Origin of the sequence: Paraplanobispora siamensis (genome assembly GCF_016863175.1) — a bacterium.
Classification (GTDB): domain Bacteria; phylum Actinomycetota; class Actinomycetes; order Streptosporangiales; family Streptosporangiaceae; genus Planobispora; species Planobispora siamensis.
The window spans coordinates 70,566-97,350 of sequence record NZ_BOOJ01000032.1 but is presented as its reverse complement, the minus strand read 5'-3'; the positions used below and the strand labels follow the sequence as shown (position 1 = coordinate 97,350).

The 26,785-nt window shown below is 72.3% G+C and carries 27 protein-coding genes; 12 read left to right on the top strand and 15 right to left on the bottom strand.

All coding sequences use genetic code 11. The annotated features are described in order from the left end of the window. Positions 1-11 precede the first annotated feature (11 nt). Complete coding sequence (locus Psi01_RS19425) at positions 12-1,292, bottom strand: HAMP domain-containing sensor histidine kinase (protein WP_204065454.1); 1,281 nt, start codon at positions 1,290-1,292, stop codon at positions 12-14. An 11-nt stretch (positions 1,293-1,303) separates the two neighbouring features. Further along, positions 1,304-1,990 (bottom strand): response regulator transcription factor, encoded by a 687-nt coding sequence (locus Psi01_RS19420; RefSeq protein ID WP_204065453.1) that lies wholly within the window; start codon positions 1,988-1,990, stop codon positions 1,304-1,306. Positions 1,991-2,083: 93 nt separating this feature from the next. Between Psi01_RS19420 and Psi01_RS19415 the strand changes: the two genes are divergently transcribed. Then, complete coding sequence (locus Psi01_RS19415; RefSeq protein WP_239127845.1) at positions 2,084-2,647, top strand: hypothetical protein; 564 nt, start codon at positions 2,084-2,086, stop codon at positions 2,645-2,647. A gap of 97 nt (positions 2,648-2,744) precedes the next feature. Here Psi01_RS19415 and Psi01_RS19410 read toward each other — a convergent pair whose 3' ends face one another. Further along, on the bottom strand, positions 2,745-3,065 hold the full coding sequence (locus tag Psi01_RS19410) for a hypothetical protein (RefSeq protein WP_204065452.1): 321 nt from the start codon (positions 3,063-3,065) through the stop codon (positions 2,745-2,747). A 272-nt stretch (positions 3,066-3,337) separates the two neighbouring features. Here Psi01_RS19410 and Psi01_RS19405 point away from each other — a divergent pair, with 272 nt between their 5' ends. Continuing rightward, positions 3,338-4,231: a mechanosensitive ion channel family protein gene (locus Psi01_RS19405; protein WP_204065451.1), complete on the top strand. Its 894-nt coding sequence runs from the start codon at positions 3,338-3,340 to the stop codon at positions 4,229-4,231. A gap of 126 nt (positions 4,232-4,357) precedes the next feature. Here the strand turns inward: Psi01_RS19405 and Psi01_RS19400 are convergent, their stop codons facing one another. From Psi01_RS19400 to Psi01_RS19370, 7 genes are all read right to left on the bottom strand, one after another. After that, entirely contained in the window at positions 4,358-4,660 is a 303-nt protein-coding gene (locus Psi01_RS19400; protein ID WP_204065450.1) for a DUF6401 family natural product biosynthesis protein, read from the bottom strand. A gap of 153 nt (positions 4,661-4,813) precedes the next feature. Continuing rightward, positions 4,814-5,419 carry an HAD family hydrolase gene (locus Psi01_RS19395; RefSeq protein ID WP_204065449.1) on the bottom strand — a complete coding sequence of 202 codons (606 nt, stop codon included), beginning with the start codon at positions 5,417-5,419 and terminating at the stop codon, positions 4,814-4,816. Between the two features lie 115 nt (positions 5,420-5,534). Then, positions 5,535-7,301: a DUF4082 domain-containing protein gene (locus Psi01_RS19390; protein ID WP_204065448.1), complete on the bottom strand. Its 1,767-nt coding sequence runs from the start codon at positions 7,299-7,301 to the stop codon at positions 5,535-5,537. A gap of 137 nt (positions 7,302-7,438) precedes the next feature. Next, positions 7,439-8,209: a precorrin-4 C(11)-methyltransferase gene (gene cobM / locus Psi01_RS19385; RefSeq protein ID WP_204065447.1), complete on the bottom strand. Its 771-nt coding sequence runs from the start codon at positions 8,207-8,209 to the stop codon at positions 7,439-7,441. After that, positions 8,206-9,426: a precorrin-6y C5,15-methyltransferase (decarboxylating) subunit CbiE gene (gene cbiE / locus Psi01_RS19380; protein ID WP_204065446.1), complete on the bottom strand. Its 1,221-nt coding sequence runs from the start codon at positions 9,424-9,426 to the stop codon at positions 8,206-8,208. Before cbiE ends, cobM begins: the two co-directional genes overlap by 4 nt. After that, positions 9,419-9,817, bottom strand: a complete 399-nt coding sequence (locus tag Psi01_RS19375) for a pyridoxamine 5'-phosphate oxidase family protein (RefSeq protein WP_204065445.1) — start codon at positions 9,815-9,817, stop codon at positions 9,419-9,421. Before Psi01_RS19375 ends, cbiE begins: the two co-directional genes overlap by 8 nt. Before the next feature lie 168 nt (positions 9,818-9,985). Then, a complete protein-coding gene (locus Psi01_RS19370; RefSeq protein WP_204065444.1) occupies positions 9,986-10,384 on the bottom strand; it encodes a PPOX class F420-dependent oxidoreductase in 399 nt (132 codons plus the stop codon). 254 nt (positions 10,385-10,638) lie between these two features. Between Psi01_RS19370 and Psi01_RS19365 the strand changes: the two genes are divergently transcribed. Both Psi01_RS19365 and Psi01_RS19360 read left to right on the top strand, forming a co-directional pair. Then, complete coding sequence (locus Psi01_RS19365) at positions 10,639-11,640, top strand: DNA topoisomerase IB (RefSeq protein ID WP_204065443.1); 1,002 nt, start codon at positions 10,639-10,641, stop codon at positions 11,638-11,640. A gap of 126 nt (positions 11,641-11,766) precedes the next feature. After that, positions 11,767-12,045, top strand: coding sequence for a WhiB family transcriptional regulator (locus tag Psi01_RS19360; RefSeq protein WP_204065442.1), 279 nt, complete (start codon positions 11,767-11,769; stop codon positions 12,043-12,045). Between the two features lie 15 nt (positions 12,046-12,060). Here the strand turns inward: Psi01_RS19360 and Psi01_RS19355 are convergent, their stop codons facing one another. Continuing rightward, positions 12,061-12,738, bottom strand: coding sequence for a hotdog fold domain-containing protein (locus tag Psi01_RS19355; protein WP_239127844.1), 678 nt, complete (start codon positions 12,736-12,738; stop codon positions 12,061-12,063). A gap of 249 nt (positions 12,739-12,987) precedes the next feature. On the opposite strand from Psi01_RS19355, the gene Psi01_RS19350 reads away from it, so the two are divergent. The 5 genes from Psi01_RS19350 to Psi01_RS19330 all read left to right on the top strand — a co-directional run bounded on the left by Psi01_RS19350 (position 12,988) and on the right by Psi01_RS19330 (position 17,491). Continuing rightward, positions 12,988-13,785 (top strand): glycerophosphodiester phosphodiesterase family protein, encoded by a 798-nt coding sequence (locus Psi01_RS19350; RefSeq protein ID WP_239127843.1) that lies wholly within the window; start codon positions 12,988-12,990, stop codon positions 13,783-13,785. A 142-nt stretch (positions 13,786-13,927) separates the two neighbouring features. Next, a complete protein-coding gene (locus tag Psi01_RS19345; RefSeq protein WP_204065439.1) occupies positions 13,928-15,289 on the top strand; it encodes an MFS transporter in 1,362 nt (453 codons plus the stop codon). 203 nt (positions 15,290-15,492) lie between these two features. Then, on the top strand, positions 15,493-15,837 hold the full coding sequence (locus tag Psi01_RS19340; protein ID WP_203875875.1) for an RNA polymerase-binding protein RbpA: 345 nt from the start codon (positions 15,493-15,495) through the stop codon (positions 15,835-15,837). 147 nt (positions 15,838-15,984) lie between these two features. After that, entirely contained in the window at positions 15,985-16,641 is a 657-nt protein-coding gene (locus tag Psi01_RS19335) for a TetR/AcrR family transcriptional regulator (RefSeq protein WP_204065438.1), read from the top strand. A 370-nt stretch (positions 16,642-17,011) separates the two neighbouring features. Further along, entirely contained in the window at positions 17,012-17,491 is a 480-nt protein-coding gene (locus tag Psi01_RS19330) for an SRPBCC family protein (protein WP_239127842.1), read from the top strand. A 24-nt stretch (positions 17,492-17,515) separates the two neighbouring features. On the opposite strand, the gene Psi01_RS19325 is transcribed toward Psi01_RS19330, so the two are convergent. From Psi01_RS19325 to lnt, 3 genes are all read right to left on the bottom strand, one after another. Beyond that, a complete protein-coding gene (locus Psi01_RS19325; RefSeq protein ID WP_204065437.1) occupies positions 17,516-18,076 on the bottom strand; it encodes an FxsA family protein in 561 nt (186 codons plus the stop codon). Positions 18,077-18,192: 116 nt separating this feature from the next. Beyond that, positions 18,193-18,936, bottom strand: a complete 744-nt coding sequence (locus Psi01_RS19320; protein ID WP_204065624.1) for a polyprenol monophosphomannose synthase — start codon at positions 18,934-18,936, stop codon at positions 18,193-18,195. Next, the gene (lnt, locus tag Psi01_RS19315) at positions 18,936-20,600 is read right to left on the bottom strand and encodes an apolipoprotein N-acyltransferase (RefSeq protein WP_239127841.1); all 1,665 of its coding nucleotides are present in this window, start codon (positions 20,598-20,600) and stop codon (positions 18,936-18,938) included. Before lnt ends, Psi01_RS19320 begins: the two co-directional genes overlap by 1 nt. 289 nt (positions 20,601-20,889) lie before the next feature. Here lnt and Psi01_RS19310 point away from each other — a divergent pair, with 289 nt between their 5' ends. Next, positions 20,890-21,153, top strand: a complete 264-nt coding sequence (locus Psi01_RS19310; RefSeq protein WP_204065435.1) for a hypothetical protein — start codon at positions 20,890-20,892, stop codon at positions 21,151-21,153. 471 nt (positions 21,154-21,624) lie between these two features. On the opposite strand, the gene Psi01_RS19305 is transcribed toward Psi01_RS19310, so the two are convergent. Continuing rightward, entirely contained in the window at positions 21,625-23,922 is a 2,298-nt protein-coding gene (locus Psi01_RS19305; protein WP_204065623.1) for an ATP-binding domain-containing protein, read from the bottom strand. A gap of 271 nt (positions 23,923-24,193) precedes the next feature. Between Psi01_RS19305 and Psi01_RS19300 the strand changes: the two genes are divergently transcribed. Further along, entirely contained in the window at positions 24,194-25,384 is a 1,191-nt protein-coding gene (locus Psi01_RS19300; RefSeq protein WP_204065434.1) for an ROK family transcriptional regulator, read from the top strand. A gap of 47 nt (positions 25,385-25,431) precedes the next feature. Continuing rightward, complete coding sequence (locus tag Psi01_RS19295) at positions 25,432-26,781, top strand: ABC transporter substrate-binding protein (protein WP_204065433.1); 1,350 nt, start codon at positions 25,432-25,434, stop codon at positions 26,779-26,781. The last annotated feature ends 4 nt before the right edge of the window (positions 26,782-26,785 follow it).

The window sequence follows — 26,785 nt, the reverse complement described above, 5'->3', positions numbered from 1 at the left end:
CTAAAGAATCGTTAAGCCGGGCCGGAGCCGAGTTCGAGGGTCACCTCTGCGCCCCCGGAGGGGAGCGAGCGGGCCAGCAGCCGCCCGCCCGAGTCCTCGGCGGTACGGCGCGCGATGTCGAGCCCGAGGCCGGTGGAGGATCCCCCGCTCGCCCCGCGGTCGACCGGCGCCGGATGGGCGAAGCCGGGCCCCCGGTCGGCGATCACCAGCCGGGCCCCGTCCCCGGCCCCTGCCGTCAGCTCGACGGAGAACGGCGTGCCGTCGGGGGTGTGGGCGAAGACGTTCTCCAGCAGCAGGTCGACGCAGGCCGCCAGCTCCGGGCCGCTCACCCCCACGGTGATCGGCCCGTCGGCGATCCCAGCCCGCAGCGGCCGGTCCTGGTCGTCGGCCAGCGCGGACCAGAAGGCCACGCGTTCGGCGACCACCTGGGCGGCGTCGCAGCTCGGCGCCCCGTCCCGGTCGAACCTGCGCGCCTCGCGGATGACCTGGTCGACCATGCGCTGGACGCTGTCGACGGCCTGCCCCACCCGGGCCGCCTCGTCCTTGTCGCGCATGGTGTCGACCTCCAGCCGCAGCGCCGTGACGGGCGTGCGCAACCGGTGGGACAGGTCGGCGACCGCCTCCCGCTCGCGGGTGAGCAGCTCGCGGATGCGGGCGGCCAGGTGGTTGAGCGCGCTGCCGACCTCGCGGATCTCGGCCGGGCCCGCCGGTTCCACGCGCGCGTCCAGGTCGCCGCGGGCCAGCCGCCGGGAGACGCCCGCGACCTCGCCGACCGGCCGGATCAGCGAGCGGGCGAGCCGGTCGGCGACGGCGATGCCCACACCGAGCAGCGCCAGCCCGACCAGGCCGAGCACCAGCCAGGCCCGCCCGACGCCCTGCCGCAGCCGCTCCTCGCTGACGAAGGCGCGCACGACCATGGTGCCGCGCGCCCCGCCCTGCACGGCCACCAGGATCTCCCGGCCCGCCGGGGTGTCGACGGTGATGCTGCGCCCGCGGGCGGCGAGCTCGACACCGGGCCCGCGGGCCGCCGGGGCGCCGAGGAACCGGTTGCCGGGCAGGAAGACCGTCACGGGGATGCCGCCGCCGGCGCCGTTGGCCTGCCGTACGGTGGCGTCGAGGGTGTCCCGGTCGCCGAGGGCCGCCGCGGTGGCCACCGACTGCGCCCATGTGGTGGCGGTGGCCGTGGCCCGCTCGGCGGCCAGCGTCCGCACCAGCACGGCCAGCGGCACGAGGAAGGCGACCAGCACCAGCGAGGCGGTCGCCACCGCGAGCAGGGCCAGGCGTCGTCTCATCCCGCGGCCGCTCAGGCCTCGGGGTCGACGAGCTTCACGCCGACGCCGTGGACGGTCTGCAGATAGCGGGGCCGGTGGGCGCTCTCCCCGAGCTTGCGGCGTACCCACGACAGGTGGACGTCGACGGTCTTGTCCCCGCCGCCGTAGGCCATGCGCCACACCTCGGCCAGCAGCTCCCGCTTGGAGACGACCTGACCGGGACGGGCGGCGAGATAGTGCAGCAGGTCGAACTCCTTGGGCGTCAGTTCGAGGCGGGTCCCGTCGAGGAACGCCTCCCTGCCCGCCGGGTCGATGAGCAGCCCGCCGACCCGTACCGGCGCCGCCTCGGCTCCGGCGTCGCGGCCCCGGCGCAGCACCGCCCGGATCCGCGCGTCCAGGTGCGCGGCGCTGAACGGTTTGACGACGTAGTCGTCGGCGCCGGCGTCGAGCGCCCGGACGATCTCCGGCTCGGCGTCGCGCGCGGTCGCCACGATGACCGGGACGTCGGCGACGGCCCGCAGCATGCGCAGGACCTCGCATCCGTCGACGTCGGGCAGACCCAGGTCGAGCACGACCAGGTCGGGCCGGTCCTCCAGAGCCCGGGTGAGCCCCGGCATGCCGGCCGCGGCCGAGGTCACGGCATGACCGTGGTCGGCGAGGGCGCGGGTCAGCGCGGATCTCACCTGGGGGTCGTCCTCGACAAGGAGCAGGTGGGCCACGTCGGCGCACTACCCTCTCCCGGGCCGGATAATGACGCGGCGGAGTGGAAAAGAGCCTCCCACGGACTGCGCAGGACCGAAGGGAGCCCGCCGATGCGGATGATCACGCGGGACGGGGCGCCGGAGGACCGGCGGGACCCGCCTTCCGCGCCCGGCCGAGGCGGCCTGTTCTCCGCGTCCGGCCGACGCGGTCTCTTCTCCGCGGACGGCCGGCGCGCCCTGCTCGCCGCGGGCGGCTGGCTCGCGACCGCCGCCCTCACCACCCTCACCGGGATCTGGGCGGTGTCCCTGATCGGCACCGACATCACCGGCGAGGCCGTACGCTCCATGACCCTGCGGGAGGTCGAGCAGGCCCTGACCAGCCCTTCCCCGCCCCCGGCCGTCGCCTTCCCCAGCCCGTCGGGACCGTACGCGGCCACCGGCAACTTCGCCTACGCCGAGGGATCGGTTGCCGCCGCCTGCGACGCGGGCCGGGCGCTCCTGCTGTCGTGGACCCCCGCCCAGGGGTACGGCGTCGAGGATGTCGAGCGCGGCCCCGCCGCCACCGTCTCGGTGGTCTTCGAGTCGGAGGACCGCAGCGCCGCCGTCCACGTGACCTGCGTGTCCGGCACGCCCGTCGCCGAGGTCCGCCCGCTGAGCGAGAAAGAGGACGACTGACAGCCCGCTCCCCACGTCCCTCGGACGGCCACGCCTCCTCAGACGCCCGCGCCGCTCGAACGCCTGCGCCTCCTCGAACGGCCACGCCCCCGGACGTCTACGTCTCCTCGAACGGCTCGGCGCTCCAGCGGAACCACGCCTCGCCCTCCTCGATGTGCAGGAGGAACTCCGCCACCGGTCCCGAAGGGGACACCAGCGTCAGCGTCCGGCGGATCTCCCGGTACGCCTCCTCCCAGCCGTCCCAATCCTCCCGGTCCATCGACTCGAGATCACGATCGAACAGGTGCCTGGTCGCGGCGAACGCCGGGCCGGGGGTGAACTCCCCGATCAGCCAGGGGAAGTCGGTGTCCACGATGGTGATCTCCCCGACCGTCTCCTCTCCGCGCAGCAGCCGCCAGACCTCGCCCACGAAGCCCACGTCCCACTCCCCGTCACAGCGATCGTTTCCGTCGTGGGTCAGCGTCGCAGACCGCTGTGACAGAACCCCCGCACCGCTCCGGCCGCCCAGGCAGTCCTCGTCGCGCGGCACGCGCCGCCGTACCGCCCCCGGGTTCACAACCCGGGCGCCAGATGCTCTGCGTAACAGATCGAACGCGGTTCTGGTATAGGACGGCGATCACCGGGTAGCCGAGGTCGCCGAACGGCCCGCCTTCCGGCGGGCATCCCCCCGAAGTATCAGGAGGCCCCCATATGGCCGCTCCCGTCGATTTCGGACGAGGCATCGCCGACGCCTGGGCGTCGATCGCCACCTTCGTCCCCAAGTTCCTCGCCTTCCTGGTGATCCTGCTGGTGGGCTGGCTGATCGCCAAGCTCCTGCACAAGGGCGTCGACGCCATCCTGGAACGCATCGGCTTCGACCGGTGGGTCGAACGCGGTGGCATCGGCCGCGCGCTGCAGCGCAGCCGCTATGACGCCTCCGACCTGATCGCCAAGCTCATCTACTACGCGGTGCTGCTGATCACCCTGCAGATCGGCTTCTCCGTCTTCGGCCCCAACCCGGTCAGCGACCTGCTGGCGGGCGTGGTGGCCTGGCTGCCCAAGGCCGCGGTGGCCATCATCATCATCGTCATCGCCACCGCGATCGCCCGCGCCGTCAAGGACATCATCTCCGGCGCGCTGGGCGGCCTGTCCTATGGCCGCACCCTGGCCACCATCGCCTCGGTGTTCATCATCGGCCTGGGCGTCATCGCCGCGCTCAACCAGATCGAGGTGGCCACCACCGTCACCACGCCGGTGCTGATCGCCTTCCTGGCCACCGTGGCCGGCATCCTCATCGTCGGCGTCGGCGGCGGGCTGATCGGCCCCATGCGTCAGCGCTGGGAGAACTGGCTGAACCGGGCCGAGGCCGAGACCGGCGTCATCCGTCAGCAGGCCGCCGCCTACGACCGCGGCCGCACCGACGCGATGGCCACCGTCGAGGTGCCCGAGGCCGCCCGTCCGGCCAGCGCCGGCAGCGCCACGTCGGCTCCGGCTCCGGCCCCGGCTCCGGCTCCGGCTCCGGCTCCGCAGGCGCCGGTCGAGGGTGCGGTCGGCCCCATGCCCGGCCCGCAGTCCTACCCGGGCCAGACTCCGCCGCAGAGCTGAGGCTGAGGCTCCCGCCCGGCCGGGCGGGAGCCTCAGGTGAGGCATGACCGAGCGACCGAGGGTGGGACGTCAACGGAGACGCCCCACCCTCGGTTTACGAGGACGTCCCTCCCGGAACGGACCGGATCAGGCGGCGGGCTCCGCCTCCAGCATCAGGCACAGCGCACTGAGCCGCAGCGTCGCGAAGTCCAGCGGCTGACCCGGCTGCGGCGCCCGCCAGCCCTTGTCGTGCGCGCCGTCCCAGAAACCGATCAGATACCCCAGCAGCCCCGCGACGTTCAGCTGCTGCCCCACTTCGGCCAGCGAGTGCCGCACCGCGGCGATGTGCTGGTCCAGCGACGCGCCGACCCCCGGATGCTCGGCACGCAGATCCAGCACCCACTGCGCGAATTCGGCACGCACACGCGCAGGCCACAGCTGCTCGGACATGGTGCTCCCCCAAGGCGGTGTCAACGGATGCCGCCACGATAACCGCGCCCTCGGCACCGCATCCGGCAAACGCCTACAGGAGCGAAAAACCGGACCGCGAACCCGGTGACGCGTCCGGCCTCGGGCACGCACTGTGCCGTCCGTGACGGCGGTCTACTCCAGCAGCGGGGCCAGGACTGCCGCCAGATCGGCGGGCCCGCCGTACACCACACCGGTCATGCCCAGTGCGACCGCCGCCTCCACGTTCGCGGCCCGGTCGTCGACGAACAGGCAGCGGTCGGCGACGGCTCCCGCCTCCCGCGCGGCCGCCTCGTAGATGGGCCGGTCGGGCTTGGCCGCCCCCACGCGGGCACTGATGATCACCGCGTCGAAGGCGCGGCTCAGACCGGCCGCCTCCAGCACGGCGTCCATCTGAGCGGTCGAGTTGGACACCAGCACGACGGGAACGTGTCTGCGTACCTGCATCAGCAGGCCGGCGGCCTCCTGGTCGATCCGGCAGCCCGCCCCGACGAACCCGCGTGCCAGGGCCCCGGCCTCCACCGGGCCGGTCAGTGACGACAGGCCGTCCGCGATGGCCTGCGTCCACTGCTCGACCGTGATCTGCCCGAGCGCCGCGGGCCGCGCCAGGCCGGGGGCGAAGGCGATCTTCTCCGTGGTGCCCGGAGCCAGGCCGCAGGCGCTTTCGCGCTGTTCGTGCTCGGCCAGGTCGGTGAAACCGATCACGTCGTAGAAGTCGCACAGCACCGCGTCGAAGGGCATCGGTCCTCCTCACCCACCCAACCGGTCATGTCGGGGATGGTGCCATGTGCGATCTTCAGGGCGCCTCCCGCTCCCGGAACGGGGTGACCGCCGCCGTCAGCGGTGCCGGTTCCCGTCAGGTGCAGTTCAGCGGGGACACGATCGAGGTGATGCGGTAGTTCTGGTCGATCCTGACGAGTTCGTTGCCTGAGAAGTCGACCCGGGCGCAGTCGACCACCAGCGGGCCGTACTCCCAGGACTTGTCGACCACGCTGTTGCCCTTCATGATCTGTTTTCCGTTGGCGTGCAGCAGGCGCATGCTGTAGGTGCCGCCCATCACCAGGTTCTCGGTCACCTCGACGTCGACCGTGCCGGTGTCGACCAGGAAGATCGGCGAGGTGACGTCCTTGGCCTGCCGCTGGTCGAAGGTGTTGTGGTGGACCACCAGCCCCCTGCCCGCGCCGATGGTCTGGATGCCGTCGCCGTGGTCGCCGGGGTTGGAGCACAGCAGCACGTACGAGTCCTCGATGCGCACGTTGTCGCCGGAGACGCTGAAGCCGTCGCCGTGGCCGCGGACGTGCACGCGTTTGGCGGTGAAGTTGGCGGTCTGGATGCCGGGCGCGGTCAGGCAGCCCTTCTCCGGGCCGACGGTGGAGTCGGTGATGGTGAAGGAGTAGGTCTTACGGGCGTACTCGTCCTGCACGCCGCCGTCGATCCGGCTGTTCTTGATGACGACGTCGTCGGCGGTGATCAGCAGGTCGCCGGGGATGTGCACGCCGTCCAGGACGGTGTCGTCCTGGGTGACCCGGTAGGTGTCACCGTGGAAGCTCAGCGGCAGTTGCTTCAGCCTCGTGCCGGGCGGCACCCCCGTGCACGCCGGGGTCGGATGGTCCGGGCAGGCGCCGCGCGGCGGAGGCTCGGCGCTCGCCGTCGCGGTCGGAGTGGGGGTCGCCGTCGCCGTCCCGGTGACCGTCGGGGTGGAGGTCGGGGTGAGGGTCGGCGTGGCCGTCCCGGTCGGCGTCGCGGAAGGGTCGGCGCTGAGCGTGACGCTCGGTACGGGCTCGACGGTCACCGTCGCGCTGGACGTCGGCTCCACGGGCGTGGGCGAGACCACCGTGGGCGAGACCACCGTGGGAGACGCCACCGTCGGCGAGATCACCGTGGGCGACGCCGCGGTGGGCGTCACGGACGGCGCGGACGGCGCGGGCGTCGCCGTGGCGGTGGGGGGAGGCGTGCCGGGGCTGCGCCAGCGGAAGATGACGTCCACCCAGTAGTTGTAGTTCCTGCGGTTCCACCGGTCGGGGAAGCCGCCGCCGTAGGTGTAGACGCCCGACCGGCGCGCGGTCGTGCTCAGCGGCCCCGAGACGACGGGCCTGCTCCACCTGGTGCCGACGAAGGCTCCGCTGCGGCTGCGGTAGGAGACCGTGTACACCCGGTTCGCCTTCACCGCCACGGGCGTGGCGAAGCGGGCCTCCTGCCAGCCGACGGCCCCGGTCGGGCCGAAGGTGACCCGGGCGAGCCTGCGGCCCCGGGAGTCCCAGAGGCTTCCGGTGTAGTCGCCGCCGACGGCGCCGATCTTGTAGAACCGCACCCCCGCGACCCAGCCGTCGCGCCGGGCGGTGAACCGCGTACCCAGCTCGACCGGGGCCCCGGAGTAGGACGCCGCGTTCTCGATCTCGCCCCTCTCCGGCCACAGGGAGGTCTCCCGCTCCTCCTCCACCGCGGCGAGGACGGTCCGCTCGGACACCGGCGGGGCCTCGCCGCCGCGGGTCGCGACCACGACGACGGGGACCGCGGCGAGCAGAGCGCAGACGAGGGCGGCGCGGGCGCCTAATCGCGCCCTGCGGCGGCGTGCTCTGCGCGCGCCTCGTAAGCCCCGGCCCGAGGAATGTGCACTAGCCATGATCCCGACCTCCGCGCCGGATCATGTCCGGCTCGACGACGTCTTCGGTGGGTCCGCGTGCCGGAGGTCATTGTTACGGGAGAGGTCACGGCTCTGCATCGATTTCTTAGAAAAATGCAAAAAAATTATGATTAGTCTTATTCATCACCCGATGACCGGCTCAGCACCGGACGGCACCGGGCGTCCGAGTACAGATGGCTGTCCGGGAATTCCGAGGCGGTCAGAACGCGGCCGACGACGATGACGGCGGTCCGCAGGATCCCGGCGGCCCGGACCTGCCCGGCGATGTCGGCGAGGGTGCCGCGCAGGACGACCTCGTCCTCGCGGCTGGCCCTGGCCACCACCGCCACCGGGCAGTCGGCCCCGTAGTTGGGGACCAGTTCCTCCACCACCGCCTCGACGCGCTGCACGGCCAGGTGCAGCACCATCGTCGCCCGGCTCCGGCCGAGCGTGCCCAGGTCCTCCCCCTCGGGCATGGGAGTGGCCCGGGCCGAGGTCCGGGTCAGCGTGATCGTCTGGCCCACCCCGGGGACGGTCAGCTCGCGCTTCAGCGAGGCCGCCGCCGCCGCGAAGGCCGGGACCCCGGGGATCACCTCGTACGGCACCGCCGCGGCGTCGAGCCGGCGCATCTGCTCGGCCATCGCGCTGAACACCGACGGGTCGCCGGAGTGCAGCCGGGCCACGTCGTGACCGGCCTCGTGGGCGGCGAGCATCTCCGCCACGATCTCCTCCAGCGTCATGTTCGCGGTGTCCACCAGCCGGGCGCCGGGCGGACAGTCCCGCAGGAGCTCCTCCGGCACCAGCGACCCGGCGTACAGGCACACCGGCGAGGCCGCGATCGCCCGCTGGCCCCGCACGGTGATCAGGTCGGCGGCGCCGGGCCCCGCCCCGATGAAGCGGACCGTCATCGTTCCTCCTGCGGCCGGATCGCCGTCCAGATCGTCACGGGCATCAGCGGCTTCCACCCGGTGAAGCCGCCCACCGGGGCGGCCCTGCTGACCGCCAGCCGTACCAGGTCGCCACCCAGCTCGCCGTGCCAGGAGGCCAGCACGGCCTCGGACTCGACGGTCACCGCGTTGGCCACCAGGCGGCCCCCGGGCCGCAGCGCCCGCCAGCAGGCCTCCACCACTCCGGGCACGGTCACCCCGCCGCCGATGAAGACGGCGTCGGGCCGTTCCAGCCCGGCGAGCGCGTCGGGGGCGGGTCCGTTCACCACGTTCAGGCCGGGGACGCCGAGCCCGGCCGCGTTCCGCGCGGCCCTGGCCGCGCGCTCGGGGTCGCGTTCCACCGCGACCGCGCGGTTGGCCCGGTGGCCGCGCATCCACTCGATCGCGATGCTGCCCGCCCCGGCGCCGACGTCCCACAGCAGCTCGCCGGGGACGGGGGCGAGCCTGGACAGCGTCACCGCGCGCACCTCGGCCTTGGTGAGCTGGCCGTCGTGCTCGAACGCCGTGTCGGGCAGGCCGGGGACGCAGGGCAGCGGGACCGTTGCGGGACCGGCCCGGAACTCCACGGCGACGATGTTCAGATCCTGGGTCACCGGCAGCGCCCAGCGCTCCGCCGTACCGGAGACCACGCGCTCCTCGGGGCCGCCGAGCCGCTCCAGGACGGTCATCGGGCTGGCGCCGTACCCGTCGGCGGTCAGCAGCTGCGCGACCTGGCCGGCGGATCGGCCGTCGGCGGCCAGGACCAGCGCGCGGCGGCCCGGTCCGGCCACCGCGCGCAGCGCCTCGACGGGACCCGTCACGAGGCTGACCACCTCGACCCGGTCGACGGCCCAGCCCAGGCGGGCGCAGGCCAGCGAGACCGACGACGGATGCGGCAGCACCCGGACCCCTCCGGGGCCCAGCAGGCGGACCAGCGTCGTGCCGATGCCGTGGAACATGGGGTCGCCGCTGGCCAGCACGCACACGCGGCGGCCCCGGTGGGCGGCCAGCAGCGCGGGCAGCGCGGGCAGCAGCGGCGAGGGCCACACCACCCGCTCGGCGGTGGGCTCGGGGACCAGGGCGAGCTGGCGGGCGCTGCCCATGAGGACCTCGGCGGCGTGCAGTTCGCGGCGGGCGGCCTGCGACAGCCCGGCCCAGCCGTCGGCGCCGATGCCGACGACGGTGAGGGCGTCAGACATTGCCCATCACCCGGGTGACCTGGATCTCGATGACGACGCGGGCGGGGTTCTCGCGGGGCGTCCGGTAGCGCTCGGCGTATCGGCGCTCGGCGTCGGCGACCGACCCCGGGTCGCGGCGGACGACCGCGTACCCCTCCAGGGTGGACCAGCGCCGCCCGTCCACCTGGCAGACGGCGACCCGGGCATCCCGCCCGGCGTCCGCGGCGGCCAGGACGTTGCGGACCTTGCGGGAGCCTCCCGAGGAGATCACGCGGGCCGTGGCGGTGTCCACGTCCAGCGTCACCCCCACCGGGACGACGTGCGGGGAGCCGTCGGTCCGCATGGTGGTCAGCGTGCACAGATGACGCTCACGCCAGAAGGCGCGGAACCCGTCTCCGAGATCCTTCAACACCCAGCCCTTCCGTTTGTCACGGTTCAGGGCGACATGCTAGCCGTCATCCCGGCTCCCGATCTCCGCCGGGCGCGACACGTCTCCGCCGGGTACGGCGCCCGCGAGCAGGGGCGTCCGGACCCGGCGGGCGCCGCCGGAAGGGGGGACTCCCGGCGGCGGGGCGGCGGATCAGCCGCCGGGGTTGTAGATCACCCGCTGGGGGGTCACCCGGACCGTGATGCGCTGCTCCCCCTCCTGGCGGTAGGGGTAGGTCTCCACGCCCAGATACTTGTTCGCCAGGCGGTCGATGACCTCGTCGGCCCCCTCCGGTTCCAGCTCGGCGGTGCCGGAGACGCTCACCAGGTGGAAGGGGTCCTTGGGGTCCAGCACGCTCACCGACACCTGGGGGTTGGCGCGCAGGTGGCGCTCCTTGGCCCGGCCGACGGCGGTGTTGAACACGACGTCGTCGCCCTCGACGTCCACCCAGACGACGGTGCTGTGCAAGGAGCCGTCGGGCCGTACGGTGGCCACCCAGGCGTGCCACGGCTGCCGGAACAGCTCCTTGGCCTCTTCGGTCAGCTTGTCCACGAAATCTCCCCGATCTCGGCGATGTGCCTGCGAAACAGTGCGACAGTGCGGTGCGGAACGGCGCCCCGCGGAACGGTGCGCCATGGAGCGACGCCCCGCGGAACGAGCAGGCGCGAGACGATCGAACACCGGGGGCCGGTGGTCCGCTCCACTCCGCCACGCGTTCCGGACACGCACATTCCCCTTTTCCAGTTCTTCATTTACGGGGACCCGTCCGCCCGTCTCGGTTGAGGGAGTCTGGGTAGAGGGGGCCCATGACCGAACTGCGCCAAAGTGATCCCGCCGAGCCCGGCATCCTGCGCCGCCGCCGGGGACGGGGTTTCAGCTACCACTACGCCGACGGCCGGCAGGTCCGCGACCGCCGTACCCTCGACCGGATCAAGGCGCTGGCCCTCCCGCCCGCCTGGACCGACGTGTGGATCTGCCGGACGCGCGACGGGCACATCCAGGCGGTCGGCACCGACTCGGCCGGGCGCCGGCAGTACCGCTATCACGACGTCTGGCGCCAGGAGCAGGACCGGGTCAAGTTCGACCGGGTGCTGGAGATGGCCGAGCGGCTGCCGAAGTTCCGCGAGCGCGTCGCCGAGCACCTGGAGCAGCCGGAGCTGACGCGCGATCGGGTGCTCGCCGCGGCGGCCAGGATGCTCGACGTCGGTTTCTTCCGGGTGGGCGGCGAGTCCTACGAGTCGTTCGGGCTCGCCACGCTCAGGATGGAGCACGTCGCCTGCGCCGGCGGCCGGGTCACCTGCTCCTATCCGGCCAAGGGCGGCAAGCACCGCGAGGTGGAGATCATCGACACGGACGTGTGCAAGGTGATCACCTCCCTGCACCGGGCCGGGGAGGAGGGGGAGCTGCTGCGCTACGAGAACGGCTCCGGCTGGACCGACGTGCGCAGCGACGACATCAACGCCTACCTGCGCGAGACGTTCGAGTGCGAAGTGTCGGCCAAGGACTTCCGGACCTGGCACGGGACCGTGCTGGCCGCGGTCGGCCTAGCCGTCTCCGCCCGGATGCGCTCCAAGCACGGCAGGGAGAAGGCGGTGGCCAGGGTGATGAAGGAGGTGGCCGGCTATCTGGGCAACACGCCCGCGGTGGCCCGGGCCTCCTACGTGGACCCCCGCGTCATCGAGGCCTACCACAGGGGACGGACGATCGCCCGGGCGCTCACCGAACTGGGCGCCGAGGCAGGTTTCGGGCAGCTCGCCACGCGGGGCGGAGTGGAACGGGCGGTTATCTCGCTGCTGCGACGATCATGATTTCCCGGTCCTAATTTTACGTATTTTTCTCTCCCGAAATCGTATGAACCCGACAGGCAAGGGCATCCGAATGAGCAGTTGGGCCGACGGTAGTCGGGTTTCTCCCAGACTCTCATTGGATTCACTATGTCTTCTCACACTGACATCTCCTTCATCACCCACTGGTCCCGTCAGGCCGCCTGCCTCAGCGAGGATCCGGAGTTGTTCTTCCCCATCTCGCCCCAGGGCCCCGGGCAGATGCAGCATGAGCACGCCAAGGCCGTCTGCCGCCGCTGCCCGGTGCGGGCGCAGTGCCTGGACTACGCCATCAGCACCCGTCAGATGCACGGGGTCTGGGGCGGCACCAGCCCCGACGAGCGCACCGCGGCCGCCCTGGCGACGTCCCGCCAGAAGGCCGCCATGTAGGTCACCGCGCCCCGGTCACATCTCGATCCACGTGGCCCCCGCGGCCGCGACCAGCCTTCCGTCCACCTCGTACACCGCCGAGCTCGCGAAGAGCTTGCGCCGCTCCCGCCCCTGCCTGCGGGCGACGACCACATAGGTCCTGCCCGGAACGACCTGCCGGTGCACCCGGGCCGTGATCCTGCCCAGCAGCGCCACCCCGCCCGGTTCAAGGTGCGCCCAGCCCGAAGGACAGTCCAGCGCCCCCCACACATGGGTCAGCGGCATGGACGCCGCCCACTCGGCCAGGACCGGGTGGGCGAACCACGAGGCGGCGACGGTGCCCGGCGCGCCGACCGTCCCGGGGTGGATGCGCATCCCGTTGCCGGGCTCGCGCTCTCCGCAGACGAAGCAGTCCGGGAACGGGTGGGATCCGGCGCCGACGAAGTGCCGCTCGGCCCTCCTGGCCTGGTCGAGGGGGACGAAAGGCGGCGGCAGCGGGTCCTCCTCCGCCGGGACGGCCTCCACGAGCAGCTCGGTCCCGTGGAAGAGCTCCACCCGGGAGCCGGCGCGCTCGATCCGCAGGCCGGCGTCCACCGGGGTCGGCGCCCGCAGCGTCACCTCGACCGCGCCCGCGGACGGCAGATAACTGGCCAGCAGGCCCGAGATCCACCCGCCGTTGACCATTCCCTTCGGACCGCAGTATCGGTCCTGCACACTGAACTCCTGCACGTGGGTATTCATTTCGCTCCGTTCCAATCGCACGTCCGGATATTCCTCAGCCGGCGGAGTCCAGGGTGGCGTCCGGTGCTTTCAGCCCGCTGTCACCTCGGTGTCACATGTCCTTCGCTCCGCGGTCCCGGATCGACGGCGGCACCGGGTGGAAGCGACGTTTTGGAGGCCCGTGACCCAAACGTTCACCCACGTGCGATGACGAGCCGCTCCCATACCGGGCATACTCCTGCCGTGCAGCGCCGTTACCCCTTCCTCGACCATCCCGGACCTCTCGCCTTCGCCCACCGGGGCGGAGCGTCGGAGGGCCGGGAGAACACCCACGCGGCCTTCGCCCGCGCGGTGGAGCTCGGCTACACCTATCTGGAGACCGACGCCCACGCCACCGCCGACGGCGTGCTGCTGGCCTTCCACGACCACACCCTGGACCGGGTGACCGACCGGACCGGGCGGATCGCCGCCCTGCCGTACCGGGCGGTGCGCGAGGCCCGGATCGGCGGCGTCGACGAGATCCCGCTCATGGAGGACCTGCTGGGCTCCTGGCCGCAGGCGCGCTTCAACATCGACGTCAAGGAGTCGGAGGCCATCGCCCCGCTGGCCGAGGTGATCAGGCGGACCAACGCCTACGACCGCGTCTGCCTGACCTCCTTCTCCGACGAGCGGCTCGCCCGCGCCCGCGCCGCGATCGGGCGGGACGTGTGCTCGGCCCTCGGCCCGCGGGGCGTGGCCACGCTGCGCGCCGCCGCGGTGACCTCGGCCTACGGCCGCCTGCTCACCCGGCTGGCCCGCGCGGGGGTGCCGTGCGCGCAGGTGCCGGTGGGCGTGCGGGGGCTTCGGGTCACCACCCCGGCCCTGATCCGTACGGCGCACGCCCTCGGCATGCAGATCCACGTGTGGACCGTCAACGACACCCGGGCGATGGAGCGCCTGCTCGACATGGGCGTGGACGGGGTGATGACCGACAACATCTCCGGCCTGCGCGAGGTGCTCCGGTCGCGGGGCCAGTGGTACCCGCGGGAGCTCGCCGCCTGACCGCCCGCGGCCGCCCGGCGCGGGCCCCGTGGGCGCTCCTGTGGCATCCGGGCCTCGACGACATCCGATCCAGCGACCTTTCCGGCGCGGCGCACCGCCGTACCGGGCCTCCCCCCACCCCCGAACGAACCGAGGACCGCCCATGACCGCCCCACCGGCCGTCGAAGAGACCCCCCAGGCCCGCCGCCGCGAGCAACGCGGCTGGTACTGGTACGACTGGGCCAACTCGGCCTTCCCCACCACCGTCCTGACCGTGTTCCTCGGCCCGTACCTGACCACGATCGCCGAGACCGCCGCGAAGGCCGCCGGGGCGGAGTACATCCCGGTTCTCTGGTTCGACGTGCGGCCCAGCGCCTACTACTCGTTCGTGGTGGGCGTCGCCGCCATCCTGCAGATCATCCTGATGCCCATGGTGGGGGCGCTGGCCGACCACACCGGCCGCAAGAAGGAGATCATGGGGGTCTTCGCCTACCTGGGCGCGGGGGCCACGGTCTGCTTCTGGTTCCTGTCCGGCGACCGCTATCTGCTGGGCGGCTGGCTGTTCATCATCGCCAGCGTCAGCTTCGCCGCCGCGTTCGTGGTCTACAACTCGTTCCTGCCGGAGATCGCCACGCCCGACGAGCGCGACGGGGTCTCGGCGCGGGGCTGGGGCTTCGGCTACCTCGGCGGCGGCCTGCTGCTCGTGATCCACCTGGTGCTGTTCCTCTACCACGAGTCCTTCGGCGTCACCGAGGGCGACGCGGTCCGCATCGCGCTGGCCTCCTCCGGCCTGTGGTGGGGCGGGTTCACGGTGATCCCGATGCTGCGGCTGCGCAACCGGCGGGCCCTCGCCCCGGGGACGGAGAGCGCGGGGCGGGCCGTGATCGGCAGCTTCCGGCAGCTGGGCCGTACGATCAAGGGCCTGCGCGCCTACCCGCTGACGCTGGCCTTCCTGGTCGTCTACCTGATCTACAACGACGGCGTGCAGACGGTCATCTCCTTCTCGGCCACCTACGCCGACAAGGAACTCGGCCTGGACCAGACGGTGCGCATCGCGGCGATCCTGATGGTGCAGTTCGTGGCCTTCGGCGGCGCGCTGCTGCTGGGCAGGCTGGCGGGCTCCTTCGGGGCCAAGCGGGTCGTGATGGCCGCGCTGGTGGCCTGGACCATCGTGGTGACCATCGCGTACTTCCTGCCCAAGGGCTCGGCGGCGGCGTTCTTCGCGCTCGGCTTCGCCATCGCGATCGTGATGGGCGGCACCCAGGCGCTGTCGCGCTCGCTGTTCTCCCACGTGATCCCCCGGGGCAAGGAGGCGGAGTACTACAGCCTGTACGAGATCAGCGACAAGGGCTCGACGTTCCTCGGCTCGTTCACCCTCGGCCTGGCCCTGCAGCTGACCGACAGCTACCGGCTGGGCATCCTCACCCTGGTCATCTTCTTCGTGGTCGGCCTCGCCGGCCTGGCCGCGATCAACCTTCCCAAGGCCATCCGCGCGGCGGGCAATCCGGTGCCCGAACGCATCTGAGGAACCTTCCGGGGAACCTTCGGACAACCTCTGAGGAACCTCCGGGGAACCTCGGCGAAACCTCCAGAAAAGGGTCTCCAGACGACCACGTTGAAAACACGCGATTGGATCACGTCGTGGGTGGGAATCCACACACGGTATCAAGCGTTGTACGCCGTGGGAGACGAACCCCTCACGACGGGGCCCTCAGGAGGCATTGAGACATGGGCGAGCGTGCGCTGCGCGGTACCCGACTCGGGGCGACCAGCTACGAGAACGACCGCAACACCGATCTGGCCCCGCGCCAGGAGGTGTCCTACATTTGCCCGAAGGGCCATCGATTCGACGTCCCTCTTGCGGCTGAAGCGGAGATCCCGGCGACCTGGGAGTGCCGCATGTGCGGCGTGACCGCGCTGCGGGTCGACGGCGAGCTGCCCGAGGCCAAGAAGGCCAAGCCCCCGCGGACCCACTGGGACATGCTGCTGGAGCGCCGTACGATCGAGGACCTCGAGGAGGTGCTCAACGAGCGCCTGGCGATACTTCGCGCCCAGCGCCGCAAGAGCGCCTGACCGTTCGGGAACAGAGCGGGAACGACCGGAACCCCCGGCGCCCATGACGGGTGCCGGGGGTTCCGGTTTTGCCGGGAAGTCCCCCTCCTGGCCTCCCAGCATTCGGTAGACGGAGGTCTATCGAATAATTCAGTAGTATCCACGAACATGGGGGGCGTCAAGGACGGGCGGTCGCGGCGGCAGTACCGTTCCCCGCTGCGCGAGGAGAGCGCGCGACGGACCCGCCGGGCGATCGTCGCCGCGGCGGGTGAGCTGTTCGTCCTGCGCGGCTACGCCGCGACCTCGCTGGCGGACGTCGCCGCCGCCGCGGGCGTCGCGCGCCCCACCGTCTTCGCCGTCTTCGGCTCCAAGCCGGCGCTGCTGCGCCAGGTGCTCGACGAGGCCCTGGCCGGTGACGACGCCCCCGTCCCCGTCGCCGACAGGCCGTGGTTCCGGCCCGTGTGGGAGGCCACCACCCAGGGCGAGCTCCTGGACGCCTACGCCCGGGTGTGCACCCTGATCGGCGGCCGCGCGGCCCCGATCTTCGAGACGGTCCGCCGGGCCGCCGACACGGCGGGCGAGGTGACCGACGTCTGGAACACCCTGCAGGACAACCGCCGCAAGGGCGCCGCGATGGTGGTCGAGCGGCTGGCCCATCTCGGGCCGCTCCGCCCGGAGCTGGACCTGCGGCGGGCGACCGACGTGCTGTGGGTCCTCAACGACCCGGCCCACTACAACGCGCTGGTGATCCAGTGCGGCTGGCCCGAGGACTCCTTCAGGCAGTGGCTTGCGGCGCGGATGCGTGACGCGCTGCTGCGATCCTGACCGCGTTCACCGCCTGGTGCGGGTAGACGTGCTCCAGCGCGTGATCGGGAGGCAGGACGCACCGGCGCCGGGCGCTCTGGTGGGCGCAGCGGAGGGCGTCGCCGCGGCGCGGCAGGAGCATGGACTCCGCGGTTTCGGAGACACCCGGAGTCCCGTTCTCGCCATCCGTCATCGAACGCTCCCTACCGGTGGCCCGTCGCTGCGATATCGGCCGTGGCAGCCTACCGTCGGACGCGCCGAATAACTAGAACATCACCTTTAACGACATCTGCCAGAAACACGTCAGATCACCCGGCTCCCTCCCGGCTCAGCCGCGAGTCATGGCCGACCCCGGCGCCGATCCCGCGGGCGGCCGGGCGATCATGGAGGGGTGAACCATGTCCGCATCAGCGTCTCGATGAACGCACAGGCGAGCCCGGACCGGGTCTTCGCGGTGCTGACCGACTGGCCCCGCCACGACGAGTGGATGGTCCTGACCCACGCGCGCGTCACGGCCGGCGACGGCCGCGGCGCCGGGAGCGGGATCGCCGCCTTCACCGGGGTGGGCCCGATCGGCTTCCTGGACACCATGGAGATCACCGAGTGGGACCCGCCGACGACGGTCGCGGTCCGGCACACCGGACGCCTGGTGCGCGGCACCGGGGTCTTCCGGGTGCTGCCCCGTGAGGGCGGCAGCACCATCGTCTGGGAGGAGGATCTCGCCCTGCCGCTCGGCGCGGCCGGCCGGCTCGGCTGGAAGTTGCTGCGACCGCTGAACGAGGCGTTCTTCCGCTTCTCCCTGCGCCGTCTGGCGGCCCTCAGCGCGGACGCGGGCTCCGGCGCCCCGGCCGACGGCTCCGGCCGGGACTGACGGCCGCGGGCGCGCGGCCGGGTCTCAGGCGTTCGGGAGGTCGCGGCCGGTGTCGCGGGTGACCGGGCCGGTGCGGTCGTCGTGGATGACCTCACCGTGGATGACCGGGCCGGAGGGGCGCGATCCCCCGGCCTGGCCGGCGCCCGCGAAGGGGTCGAAGACGGAGCCCGCCGGGCCGAAGCCCATGTGGAGGCCGGGCTCGGCCGCCCTGGTGGCCAGGGTGCGGATGCGGCGGGCGAAGAACCAGGAGCCGAGCCTGCGCATCAGCGGCCGGGTGAACGGCAGCACGAGCAGGAAGCCGGCGATGTCGGTGAGGAAGCCGGGGGTGAGCAGCAGCGCGCCGCCCGCCACGATCATGGCGCCGTCGGCGAGCTCCCGCTCGGGCATCCGGCCCCGCCCCAGAGCCTCCTGCAGGCTCTTCCAGGCCCGGCGGCCCTCCCTGCGGACGATCCAGGCGCCCAGGAGGCTGTCGGCGAGCAGCAACGCGACCGTCAGCGGGCCGCCGATGACCTGGCCGACCTGGATCAGCATCCAGATCTCCAGGACCGGAACCACCAGGAAGGCCAGGAACAGCAGAAGGCGCATCGTTTCCTCACTCGGGGCGTGAAGCCGTACGGCTCGCCGGGAGCCGTACCACTGTGACAACGCCCGCGGGCGCCGCCGCGTTCCGGGTTCTGCGGGCGGCGGGCGGGTGTTCGCCCTCAGCGTGGCCGGCGCAGCCGCTGGGGCAGGCCCGAGACGCCCCAGACGGTGACCCGCAGGAGCGCCTCAGAGATGATCTTTCTGCTCATCTTGCTGGTGCCGGCCGTCCGCTCGACGAACGTGATCGGCACCTCGGCGACCCGCAGCCCGTGCCTGGCCGTACGGAGGGTGAGGTCGACCTGGAAGCAGTAGCCCTGCGACTCGACGTCGGCCAGGCCCACCTTCTCCAGCGTGGCGGCCCGGTAGGCGCGGAAGCCGGCGGTCGCGTCGCGCACCGGCAGGCCGAGCATGACCCGGGTGTAGATGTTGGCCCCGCGCGACAGGAACTCCCGCGAGCCGGGCCAGTTGACCACCTTGCCGCCGGGCACCCAGCGGGAGCCGATCGCCAGGTCGGCGCCGTCGGCCAGCGCGTCGAGCAGCTTGGGCAGCTCCTCGGGCTGGTGGGAGCCGTCGGCGTCCATCTCCACCAGGACGTCGAAGCCCTCGGCCAGGCCCCAGCGGAAGCCCGCGATGTAGGCGGCGCCCAGCCCCTGCTTGCCCGGCCGGTGCAGGACGTGCACGTGGTCGTCCCCGGCCGCCAGCTCGTCGGCGATCTGCCCGGTGCCGTCGGGGCTGTTGTCGTCGGCGATCAGCAGGTGCGCCTCGGGGACCGCCGCGCGCAGCCGCTCGGTGATCATCGGCAGGTTCTGCCGCTCGTTGTAGGTCGGGACGATGACGAGCACCCGGCCGAACATCCGCTCCATCATGCGTCTCCCACCTGCTGATCACCCTCCTGCGTCGCGGAGTGCGCCGGACGGCGCTTCCGGAGCACCAGAAGCGCGCCCAACGCGACTGTACCCATCAGTATCAAGGCCCACTCGGGCAGAGCGCCAACCCTCGTGGCCACAGTGGTCTCGGTGCGCACCGGCACCTGAAGCACCGCCATGTCCTGGACCAGCTCGGCGGTCTCCCAGGTGACCACTCCCTCGGGGGTCACCGAGGCGGAGATGCCGGTGATCGCCGCGGTGACCACGGCCCGGTTGTGCTCCACGGCGCGCAGCTGGGACATGGCCAGCTGCTGGGGAGGCAGGTTGGTCAGCGCGTAGGTGGCGTTGTTGGTCTGCACCACCAGCGGGCTGGCCCCGGTCCTGGCGGTGCCGCGGACGACCTCGTCGAAGGCGACCTCGTAGCAGTTGATCGCCCCGATCGTCACCGGCCCCATCCGCAGGTCGCCGTCGCGGGTGCCGGACACCGACTGCCTGCCCACCAGGCCGGCCCGCTCGAACAGCGCCAGCACGAGGTCCTTCATCGGGGTGAACTCCCCGAACGGCACCAGCTTCTGCTTGTCGTAGTAGGCGCCGGGGCCGGTGACCGGATCCCAGACGAGGCTGCGGGTGGCGCGGTTGCTGTCGCCGATCGCGACAACGGCGCCGACCAGGACGGGCACCCCGATGTCCTTGACCGCCGCGTCGATCTCCTGACGGGCGAAGTCGTTCCGGTAGGGGTCGATGTCGGTGGAGTTCTCCGGGAGCACGACGATGTCCGGCTTGGGCATCCGGCCCTCCCGTACGGCCCGCGCCATCTCGTGCAGCTTGGTCGTGTGGTTGCGCAGGACCACGGCCGGCTCGTCGCCCAGCGGGTGCATGCCCCGGCCGGGCACGTTGCCCTGGATGACGCCGATGGTCACGCTCTTGCCCTCGTCGCCGGGCCGCGGGACGGCCAGCGCCCCGGCGGGCACGGCCAGCGCCCCGGCCAGCGGCAGGGCGAGGGAGCGCACCAGCGCCCGCGACGGAGCGGGCGCCGCCGGAGCCGTACGCAAGGCGGACAGAGCGGGGAGCCCACGCGTGGCGGCCAGGGCCAGCAGGCCGCCGCAGAGCACCACCGCGAAGCTCACCAGCGGCGCCCCGCCGAGCGCGGCGTACGGGGTGAAGGCCGACCCGCCCTGGCTGAAGGCGATCCGCACCCAGGGGAACCCGCCGAAGGGGAAGGCCCCGCGGGCCCACTCCATCGCCACCCAGAGCGCGGCGGTCCACAGCGGCCACAGCGGCAGCCGGGTCACCGCGGCCGCCGCGACGGCCCAGACGGCGTAGAAGAGGGTCTCGACGGCGACGAGGCCGAACCAGGCGTCCGTGCCGATCGGGCTGACCCAGCGCAGGCCGGGCAGCAGGAAGGCCAGCCCGGCGACGGCGCCCAGCCAGGCGGCGCGGCGCGGGCGGCAGCCGTACACCGCCAGCAGGATCAGCATGGCGCCGAACGGGGCGAGGAACCACAGGCCGATCGGCGGGAAGGCGAGGTACAGCAGCAGCCCGCCGGCCGCCGCCGCGGCGGCCCGGGCCAGGACGTCCCGCCCCGGGGAGGCGCCGGAGGTCACCGGCCGGGAGGCCGCGGGTCGTTCCCCGGCCGGGGGGACCGTCTTCTCCTGCACCACGGGCGGGGCTCCTTGCGATGGTCGGGCGGGCCGGTCCGGAGGGTTGCCTGCGATGTCCGGGCGGCTAGCCCGAACGCTACCGCCCTTGCCGGCGGGCCCCAAACCCTCCTGCCACCTGCGTCCCTCCCCGGCCGCGCACCGCCTCCGCCCCTCCGGAGGGTAAAGAACCGGCATGGCCCGTCCAAAAATGAGCAACGGCGAGCATTCTGGTGCCCGTAGCGGGTATGAGGCGCTGACTCGCGAGGGAAGGCATTCCTTGCCGGGTGGGAACAGCGAAAGGGGCAAGGCGATGAGTGAGCCGACGACGCAGTGCGAGGCCTGCAAGGGCGTGCTGCCCGCCACGGACCGCCGGCAGTTCACCTCCGCACGGGCGAGGCTCATCGTCGAGCACGGTTACTGCCAGTGCCGGCACACGCCCGAGGAGGCCGAGGCGGCGTCCGCCCCGCAGAAGACGGAGCAGCGGAAGACCGAGCGGCAGGAGACGGAGCGGCACGAGAACGGCAGCCCGGCGCGCAACGGCGTTCCCGCACCGGCTCTGCACGGGAGGTCCTGAAGGGGCCTGCGGAACGGTCCTTGAAAACCCGCGGGACCCCGCGGCGTCCTGGAAGACCCGCCCGATGCGGCAACGGGGTGGTCTCCTGCCCTGGAGACCACCCCGGCGCTTGCGGCGGCACGGGAGCGGGAAGAGGGCCTGGACCGCCCTTCGGACCGGTTCCGTCCCGTCGGCGGCGAGCGCGGATTGCCGTTGTCTACTGGGCGTCCAGACCCTTCCTGGGTCCAATCCCCCGCCCGGTTGGGGTGCCCCGCCCCGGCGGACCGCCGACTGCTGCACCTGGCTGTTCGGGCGGAGTCTCGCTCCGCCGCGGACGCAGGAACCGGCGATGCCGGAGACGGCCAACCGGCCAGTCCCGTGCTGGACCGGGCAGCAAACTACCGACCTCGGTCCAGATGTCAACCCCGTCACCAGCTGCGAAAACGCCAGATTCCGCAGCTGGGACATGATCGACGAGAGCTACCAATGCTCTCACGTGATCTGGCGGCGCTCAAGCCGGTCGAGCGCTCCGGGCAGCGGAGTGGTGTGGATCACCCCGAGCCGGCGGGTGGCGCGGGTCAGCGCCACGTAGAGGTCGCTCGCCCCGCGCGCCGACTCCCCCAGGATCAGGGCCGGCTCCACCACGATGACCGTGTCGAACTCCAGTCCCTTGGCGTCGGTGACCGTCAGGACGGCCACGGGGGCGTCCAGCGCGGCCGTGCCGGGTCCGGCGACCGCGCCCTCGACGGAGGCGGCGACCTGCCGGCCCAGCTCCTCCATGAGGGACGCGGGGACGATCACGGCCAGCCGCCCGCCCTCGACGAGCTCCGCCTTCACCGCCGGGACGAGGGCCTCGACCGGGGAGGCGGCCCAGGGGAGCTCTCCGGTCTCCCTGACCGAGGAGGGCGCGGTGAGCCCCGGCCCGATCAGCGGGAGCACGTCGGCGGCCACGGCCATCAGCTCGGCGGGGGTGCGGTAGTTGACGCTGAGGCTCTCCGCGCGCCAGCGCCCGGCCACGTAGGGGTCGAGCACCTGCCCCCAGGACCGCGCCCCGGCCGGGGAGGCCGTCTGCGCCAGGTCGCCGACGATCGTCATCGACCGGGTCGGGATCCGCCGCATGACCATCCGCCAGTCCATCGGCGACAGCTCCTGCGCCTCGTCCACGATGACGTGGCCGAAGGCCCAGGTGCGGTCGCCCGCGGCGCGCTCGGCGGTGGTGAGGTAGAACTCGTCGTCCAGGTGCCGGGCGGCGAACTTCTCGGCGTCCATGATGTCTGACAGGCCGGTCAGCTCCAGCACCTCCTTGGCGTAGGCGAGCTGGGCCCGGCCCTCCTCCTGCTCGGCCGCGCGGGCCGCGGCCTGCTCCTCCTCGGCCATCCACGCCCCGGCCCGCAGCACGGCGGGGTCGATGCCGCCGAGCAGCTCGGCGGCCTCGTCCAGCAGCGCCACGTCGGACTCGGCCCACCAGTTCTCGCCCTTGCGCGGGGGCTCGCGCAGCAGCAGCCCGCGCTCGGCCGGGCCCAGGTCCGCGGCGGCGTAGTCGAGCCGCTCGCGGGAGGTGAACAGCCCGATGAGCAGCTGCTGCGGCGTGGTGTAGGGCCACAGCCGGTTCAGCGCCGCCTTCACCGGCTGCTCGGTGCGCAGGTCCTCGCGCAGGTCGGCCAGCTCGTCGTCGTCGATCATGCCCTTGCCGAGCTGCTTGGCGGCCTGCCGGGCGAGCGCGTTGAGCAGGTGGCGGACGAAGACCGCGCGGGCCTCGTTGTGGGTCCTGCGCGAGCGGGAGGCCCGGTTGCGCGCGGCCTCCAGCGTGCGGCCGTCCAGCCTGAGGGTGTAGCGGTCCAGCTTGATGTCGATCGGCTTGCGGGGCACCCGCTGCCGCTCCCGTACGGCCCGCGCCACGACCTGGGCCATCCGCTCGTCGCCCTTGAGCGCGGCGACCTCGGGACGCTCCACGACCCCGGGGGTGATCCCCGGGTACAGCTCCCCCACCGTCGACAGCAGCACGTCGGTCTCGCCGAGGGAGGGCAGGACCTGCTCGATGTAGCGCAGGAAGGTCAGGTTGGGGCCGAGGATGAGCACGCCCCGGCGGGCGAGCTTCTCGCGGTGGGTGTACAGCAGGTAGGCCGCCCGGTGCAGGGCCACCACGGTCTTGCCGGTGCCCGGACCGCCCTGCACGACCAGCACGCCGTTCAGGTCGGAGCGGATGATGCGGTCCTGCTCGGCCTGGATGGTCGCCACGATGTCGCGCATCCTGCCGGTACGCCGGGCGCCGATGGAGGCCAGCAGGGCCGCCTCGCCGTTGAGCGTGGCCACGTCCTCGTCGGTGAGGTTGTCGAGGTCGAGCAGGTCGTCGTCGACGCCGATCACCGTGCGGCCCTTGGTCTGCAGGTGGCGGCGGCGGGTGACGCCCATCGGCGCGGCGGGGGTGGCGCGGTAGAAGGGCTGGGCCACCGGGGCCCGCCAGTCGATCAGCAGGCGCCGCTGGTCGTCGTCGGCCAGGCCGATGCGGCCGATGTAGAGGGAGGTGTGGTCGGCGTTGTCGAGCCGCCCGAAGCACAGGCTGTTCTCCACCGCCCACAGCCGCGCCAGCCGTTCGGCGTACATCCCGGCGAAGGTGTCGCGCTCCGAGCGGTTCTGGTGGGTGCCGCCCCCACCCTGGGCCAGCACTCCGTCGAGCTGCCGCTGGGTGCGCTCGCGCAGCAGATCGAGCCGCTCATACAGGGAGGAGACGTACTCCTGCTCCTTGGCGAGCTCGATTTGACGGGTTGCCGTCGCTCCATTATCGTTGATAGTAATGGGATACTCCGGGCCATAGAGCTTGATTAAGCTTGTTGTGCTGGTTGTTGTGACAAACCATCACCCTAGCAGGTCCGTCGAGGTCACCGCATTCCACTTACCTCACGCACCGCACCGCTCCCCCGTCTCCGCCGCCGCGCGCTGACCACCGTCACATATTGATCGCGGCTGCCATCTCACGCTTGACGCCTCCTCCGCGGCTCCCTACATTCATTCCGAGTTAGGAAACTTTCCTAACTACCGAGCCGACGGATCTGGAGGGGCTGTGGCACAGCCGACACCGGGCACCCCGAGCCTGCTGCGCGCGATCAACGACCGCGCCGCGCTCCAGGCCCTCCTCGAACGCGGCCCGCTGACCCGCCCGGAGATCGGCGCCCTGACCGGCCTGTCCAAGCCCACCGCCTCCCAGCTGCTGGCCCGCCTGCAGGCCGCGGGGCTGGTGGTCCTGGACGGCATCCGCGAGGGCATGCCGGGCCGCACGGCCGAGGTCTACCGCCTCAACCCGGACGCCGCCCACGTCGCCGCGGTGGACGTGACCCCCTCGCGCATCGAGGCCAGGGTCGCCGACATCACCGGGACCGTGATCGGCGAGCACCGCCTGCCCACCCCGGGCCGCTCCGGCAAGGACATCGTGGGCAGGCTGCGCGCCGCGCTCCAGGGCGCCGGCGCGCCCGACGACGTGCGGCGCGTGGTGATCGGCATCCAGGGCGCACTGGACCCGGTCACCGGCAGGCTCGGCTACGGCGGCCACATCCCCGGCTGGCACATCCCCGACCTGGTGCCCACGCTGCGCGAGGGTCTCGGCGTCGAGGTCGCCGTCGAGAACGACGTGAACCTGGTCGCCCTGTGCGAGCAGAACCGCGGCGTGGCCCGGGGACGCCGCGACTTCGTGCTGCTCTGGGCCGACGAGGGCCTCGGCTCGGCGCTGGTGCTCGGCGGGCGGCTGCACCGCGGGGCCACCGGCGGCGCGGGCGAGGTCGGCTACATGCCCGCGCTCGGCGCCCCCACCGCCCGCGAGGTCGGGCGCAACGCCGACCACGGTTTCCAGGCCCTCACCGGCGGCCCGGCCGTCCTGAAGATCCTCAGGTCGTACGGCGTGCGCGGCGCCGGCTTCACCGCGGCCGTGCGCAACGCCGTACGGGCCTCCGAAGGCGAGGGCCGGCGGGCCGACGACGCCCGCGCCGGACTCCGTGACATCGCCGCCCGCCTGGCGGTCGGCCTGGCCGCCATCACCGCCGTCGTCGACCCCGAGGTCGTCGTCCTGACCGGGAGCACCTTCATGGCCGGCGGTGAGACGCTCCGCGAGCTCGTCGAGCACGAGCTGCACGCGCTCACCGTCCCCCGGCCGCCCCTGCTGCTGTCCACCGTCGAGGGCAACCCGGTCCTGACCGGCGCCCTCGACCTGGCCCTCACCACCACTCGCGACGAGGTCTTCAGCTCCACGGTTCCTTCCTGATCCCGTCCGAGCCCTCCTGTATCCCCCCACGCAAGGAGGCGACTGTCGTGAACCGACGGTTCATCACCTTCGCCGTGCCCGTCATCGTGATGACCGGCACGGCCCTGACCGCCTGCACCGCCGGCAAGGAGAGCGCGCCCGCGCTCGGCTCCCAGCCCCGGGCCTCCGGCTCGGCCGCCGCGGCCCTGCCGGCCGCGACCCTCGAACTGTGGCACGGCTTCAGCGCCGACAGCGAGGTCAAGGCGTTCGAGGACGCCATCGCCGGATTCCGCACGAAGTTCCCGCAGATCACCGTCAAACTTACCAAGGGCGTCCAGGACGACCAGATCACCCAGGCCGTCCGCGGCGGCACGGCGCCCGACGTGGCCTCCTCCTTCACCACCGACAACGTCGCCCAGTGGTGCAGGAGCGGGGTGTTCCAGGACCTGACCCCGGTCATCGAGCAGGACGGCATCGATCTGAGCGTGCTGCCCGAGGCCGCCCGCGCCTACACCGAGTTCGAGGGCAAGCGGTGCACGATGCCGATGCTCGCCGACGCCTACGGCCTCTACTACAACAAGGCGCTGATGAAGGGCAACGAGCCGCCCAAGACGCTGACCGAGCTGGCCGAGCTGGCCAAGAAGCTCACCGTGCGCGACGCCGACGGCACCATCAAGGTCGCCGGGTTCATCCCCAGCGTGCAGTACTACGAGAACTCCCCCGCCCACCTCGGGCCGATGGTCGGGGCGAAGTGGTACAACCCCGACGGCACCTCGGCCATCGGCTCCGACCCGGCGTGGAAGCGGCTGCTGCAGTGGCAGAAGGAGCTCATCGACTGGTACGGCTACGACAAGCTCGACAAGTTCCGCAAGAGCCTGGGCGACGAGTGGAGCGCCGAGCATCCCTTCCACAAGGGCAAGGTCGCCATGGTCCTGGACGGCGAGTGGCGCAACGCCATGATCGCCAATGACGCCAAGGACCTCGACTACGGCACCGCCCCGCTGCCCGTCGCCGACGACCGGCCCGAGCTGTACGGCAGCGGCTTCACCGCGGGCACCGTGATCGGCGTGCCCAAGGGCGCCAAGCACCCCCAGCACGCCTGGGAGCTGGTGAAGTATCTGACCACCGACACCAAGGGCCTGGTCACGCTCTCCAACGCGCTGCGCAACGTGCCGACGACCAAGGCCGCGATGGAGTCGCCGGAGCTGAAGAAGGACCCGCAGTTCCAGACCTTCCTCGACATCTTCTCCCACCCGAAGACGAGCACGCTCCCGGCGAACGTCAACAGCGTCTTCAACCAGGAGGCCTTCAGCTCCTTCGTCCAGGCCTGGGAGAAGGGCTCGGTCAAGGACCTCGACGAGGGGCTGGCCGGGGTCGACAAGCAGATCAACGACAAGCTGAAGCTCTCCGGGGGGTGACCGG